The sequence below is a fragment of the Flavobacterium aquidurense genome (genome assembly GCF_031458035.1).
Lineage (GTDB): Bacteria > Bacteroidota > Bacteroidia > Flavobacteriales > Flavobacteriaceae > Flavobacterium > Flavobacterium aquidurense_C.
Genome location: NZ_JAVDXR010000021.1, coordinates 1 through 4,448, shown reverse-complemented (window position 1 = coordinate 4,448; position 4,448 = coordinate 1). Strand labels below are relative to the sequence as shown.

The window sequence follows — 4,448 nt, the reverse complement described above, 5'->3', positions numbered from 1 at the left end:
GAAGTTTTCATAATTTATAAATTTTATTAAAAGTTAATATTGCATCTCCTAAAGAAAATTAACTTCTGTCGGAAAAAGGATTTGTTGAATTTTATTAATAATTAAGCAACACTTTCGGCTGCTTCAACTATAACTTCTGCTACCAATTCAGGCTGAGACATGAAGATCACATGACTGCCTTCTATCTCCCTTGTTTTGGTATTGGAACGTCCATACATATTACGTTGGATATCCGGGTTTAGGATTTTATCCTGCGTGGCTATACAGCCCCATGACGGTTTTGTCTTCCAGGCAGCGTTAGAAACCGTAGAAGTAAAGGCTTTTGCATAAAATGCGCCCTGCGATGCGTACATAAATGCTGCTTTTTTAGCATCAATATCACCACAGAATCCACCATGAAACTTCGATTCTTCCTGATAAACAATACAATTGTCATCTGGTGGTAGCAAACCGCTTTCAGGCGCCGGTTCAATAGTCTGGATCCAGTGAAGGGCCGATTCACCATTATCCGGCTGAAATGCTGCTACATAAACGAGTGCAGCTACGTTAGGATGGTTACCTGCTTCAGTAATTACCACCCCCCCCCAAGAGTGGCCTACAAGTATCGCGAGGCCTTCCATTCTATCAAGAACTAAATTGGTCTGACGTACATCATCTTCAAGTGAGCTAAGTGGATTCTGCACCACTACCACGTTAAAACCTTTTTCAATCAAAACATGAAATAATGGTTCCCAACCTGATCCGTCTTCAAATTCACCGTGAACCAGCACTACATTTTTGATCCGTCTTTTCATTTTATTTAAATCTACGGTAAATAACTAACCTGTTTAAATTGCCAGCCCAGAGACTATTTAGTCTCTGCAGAGGCTTTTTCTATAACTGCCGCAACCTTTGCAGGCTGTGACATAAAGATTACGTGACTTCCTTTTATCTCAGTAATTTTTGATTTGGAACGCGCATAAATTGTGCGCTGAATGATCGGATTTATTGTCTTGTCTTCAGTAGCTAAACAAGCATAGCTAGGTTTGTTTTTCCAGGCAGGGTTGGTAATAGGAGTGGCAAATGCTGCTGCGAAGAAACGTCCTTCAGATGCAAACATAAAGTCAGCTTCAGATTTAGGAAGATCGGCACAGAATCCACCATGAAATTTAGATTTTTCATAATATACTATTCCATTTTCATCAGGAGGAAGTATTCCGCTTTCCGGAGCTACCGGCGCAGACTGAAGCTGACTCAAAGCCGATTCGCCTTTATCAGGCTGAACGGCAGCAACATATACCAAGGCAACTACTTTTGGATGGTTACCTGCTTCGGTAATTACTGATCCTCCCCATGAATGCCCAACAAGAATTGTTGGCCCATCCTGTCTGTCAAGGGCCTGATTGGTTGCTTCAACATCTGCAGCCAACGAGGTAAGCGGATTTTGCACTATCGTAACATTGTATCCTTTTTTCGATAGAATATCATACAGTGCTTTCCAACCCGAGCCGTCAGCAAATGCGCCGTGAACCAGGACTACGTTTTTAACATTACCTGTTTGCGCGAAAGCTTCTGAAGTGCTTAGCATCATTGCTACTACCAATATTGGCATTGCAAAGGCAGTCATAATTCTCATTGTAATTTGTTTTTTCATGATTAAAAATTATTAAGTTTTAAGTTATTGAACCTGCTCGTCAGGAACACAATACTTTATGCATTTTTTATGCCATTGACATAAGTTATTGATTATTAGTTAATTAGCGCATAAGTAATAATGTCTTAATTGTCTAATACCGCTTTTACTATTAAATTTTTGATGATATATCAACAATTTTAAATACAATATCATGGCTTACAAATTGAAATCCAAACATTATTTTTAAAATAGATAATTTAAAATTTCCAGCAGAAATTTCCATCATCTGGGAGATAGCAAGATTTATAGGGAAAGGAAAATTCTTAAAAATTCCTTCCAGCGAATTAATTTTCACAAGCAGTCAACAATGCTTTGTAATGAAGTCGCAAAAAAATGTTCTTGTACTTAATTACTTTAAGTAAACTATAATGCCAATTAATTGTAGATTAAAGATGAAAAATGGTATTTTTATGTTTCTTTATTTAGTAAGCAAAAATTTTTCTAGTTGAAATTAGCTCTAGGTATCAGCTTCTGTTCCTCGAAAAGAATGTAACGGTAAGATTGAAATTGGTTTAAGCGAATCTCAAAAAGACAAGGCATTCATTTTTATGAACGGTTTTTTATAATTAGCAATTACGAATTTTATGGTTGGGCAATCAAAATCAATGCAGGAACTGAATCGGCATATTATGCGCGTTGCAACGTCTGATGTGTCGGTCATAATTTTTGGTGAAAGCGGTACAGGAAAGGAACTGATAGCCAACAACATTCATAAGCTTTCAGCAAGAGCAAGGCTTCCAATGATATCCGTGAACTGTGCAGCATTACCAGCAAGCTTGTTAGAAACTGAGCTGTTTGGATATGAAAAGGGAGCATTTACAAATGCTATGGAAAAACGGGCCGGTCGTTTCGAACAGGCGGACGGCGGAACAATATTCCTTGATGAGATAGGTGAACTTCCTCTGGAAGTTCAGGCAAAATTTTTAAGGGTACTTCAGGAAAAAGAGATAGAAATAATTGGTGGAACCATTAAAAAGATTGATGTTCGAGTGGTAGCAGCGACGAATCGTAATCTTAAGGAAGATGTCGCAGCAGGTAAGTTTCGCTCCGACCTTTATTATCGCCTTAATGTTTTTCCTCTGCACTCGCCGCCACTTCGTGAAAGGAAAGATGACCTTCCCTTGCTTGTCGACCATTTTTTGACAAGGCTCAGCAAAACTGAAAAGAGAACGGTAACGGGAATCAGCGAACAAGCCATGCAGGAATTAGCAAACTATGATTGGCCCGGAAATGTCAGAGAATTGGAAAACTTACTTCATCGTCACGTCCTGATGTGCGACAATATTCTTATTAAAACCTTTGGACCTCTTACTTCGTATCCCGACAAATTAGAGCAACCTATTGACTATATGAGAACCTTAGAAGAGGTAGAGCGTGAACACATTCTGACAGTGCTTATTAAATGCAACTGGAAAGTATATGGACCTGGAGGCGCTGCGGAAATATTAGGAATAAAGGTGCCAACACTCAATTCGAGAATAAAAAAACTGAAGATCGAAAAAAAGAAATCTAAAAAGGGAGGCAAATCTAAAAATGATTGAAAAATTTAATGGATAAAAGCTCCAAATTTGAATTCAGACTTACAAGTTAATATAGTTAAATCTGAATATCTAGTTCTGGCCTTCGGTGTCTGTTTTTAGTACTATTTAAGGCTAAGGGATAGCCCTGAGGTGTAAACAATGTACTTTTTATTAATATTTAAATAAAGTTTATCAAAGTTGATCGCTGTCAATACTACTCATTTTATCAATAAACTAAAGATCTCATAAAGAATAATATTTATAGATTATCGCACAAAAGAGATGGCAATCCTTTAGTAATTAGAATATTGGAAGGATATTTAATGATGATGTATACTCTGAAAAGCCGATTAATTATTGAAAGCTATTGCAGTTTTAATTTAATATAGCTAAGCAGCGTTGCTAAATTCAATAAAAAAATGACTATATGAAAGCTTTTAAAATTATCATATTTAAAAGTAAACGTTGTACATAATTAATACAATTTGTGAATTATTCAAAATATTAAGCTAAATTATCAGAAATTTAGTTGCTAGATTTGCTATATAGTAAATAAACCATATTAAGTTTACTCAAAAAATATACATTATGGATAACCTGCAAGAAGCAAGAGAGTTTTTAGGCCTATGCTGTAACCTGTCAGAAGAGGCTTTTTCTTTGTCGGCCAATATGTGGACGACGAACACTTTTAGAAAAGGTGAAAAATACAATGTAAGTGGAAAAATTTGTAAAACCTCGTCGTTTATTAAGACGGGATATTTTAGAACTTACAAGTTAGATACCAATGGTGAACAACGAAATATTTTCATCCATGCTCCCGGACAAACTCTCGTTTCTTTTGTAAGCTTTGTTCAGCAAATCCCATGCGATCATGATATTGAAGCTATTACGGAATCTACGGTGATCAGCATAAGTTATGATGACCTTCAGGAATTATATAAGGTTTCGTTAGAATGGGCTAAGGTAGGCAGGTTATTTGCAGAATTTGCTTATAAGTTAGTAGAAGACAGATTTATGGGGTATTATGACCTTTCTCCCGAAGAACGCTACCTTAAACTGATGGCTGAAGCTCCTGAAATTTTTAACGTTGTGAATTTAAAGGAAATTTCATCTTTTCTAGGCATAGAATTCCAATCACTGTGCAGGATAAGAAAAAGATTGGCAGTACGCAAAAGTTAACTTAAGTTAACTATTATCAGGAAATATAAGTTTAAATTTAAGTACACTTTTAAATTTAACAATATGACATCAGA

General features: G+C 36.3%; 4 protein-coding genes. 2 read left to right on the top strand and 2 right to left on the bottom strand.

The features are described 5' to 3' along the window. Positions 1 to 101 precede the first annotated feature (101 nt). Both J2X17_RS18980 and J2X17_RS18975 read right to left on the bottom strand, forming a co-directional pair. Positions 102 to 794, bottom strand: coding sequence for an alpha/beta fold hydrolase (locus tag J2X17_RS18980; RefSeq protein ID WP_310301655.1), 693 nt, complete (start codon positions 792 to 794; stop codon positions 102 to 104). 53 nt (positions 795 to 847) lie between these two features. Further along, on the bottom strand, positions 848 to 1,633 hold the full coding sequence (locus tag J2X17_RS18975; RefSeq protein ID WP_310301654.1) for an alpha/beta hydrolase: 786 nt from the start codon (positions 1,631 to 1,633) through the stop codon (positions 848 to 850). 626 nt (positions 1,634 to 2,259) lie between these two features. Between J2X17_RS18975 and J2X17_RS18970 the strand changes: the two genes are divergently transcribed. Further along, entirely contained in the window at positions 2,260 to 3,216 is a 957-nt protein-coding gene (locus tag J2X17_RS18970; protein ID WP_310301652.1) for a sigma-54 interaction domain-containing protein, read from the top strand. A gap of 567 nt (positions 3,217 to 3,783) precedes the next feature. Beyond that, positions 3,784 to 4,374 (top strand): Crp/Fnr family transcriptional regulator, encoded by a 591-nt coding sequence (locus tag J2X17_RS18965; protein ID WP_310301650.1) that lies wholly within the window; start codon positions 3,784 to 3,786, stop codon positions 4,372 to 4,374. Positions 4,375 to 4,448 lie beyond the last annotated feature (74 nt).

What these genes read in the sequence shown, in the direction of transcription:
- J2X17_RS18980 (WP_310301655.1), bottom strand. Translation starts at nt 794, where the DNA reads ATGAAAAGACGGATCAAAAATGTAGTGCTGGTTCACGGTGAATTTGAA.
- J2X17_RS18975 (WP_310301654.1), bottom strand. Translation starts at nt 1,633, where the DNA reads ATGAAAAAACAAATTACAATGAGAATTATGACTGCCTTTGCAATGCCA.
- J2X17_RS18970 (WP_310301652.1), top strand. Translation starts at nt 2,260, where the DNA reads ATGGTTGGGCAATCAAAATCAATGCAGGAACTGAATCGGCATATTATG.
- J2X17_RS18965 (WP_310301650.1), top strand. Translation starts at nt 3,784, where the DNA reads ATGGATAACCTGCAAGAAGCAAGAGAGTTTTTAGGCCTATGCTGTAAC.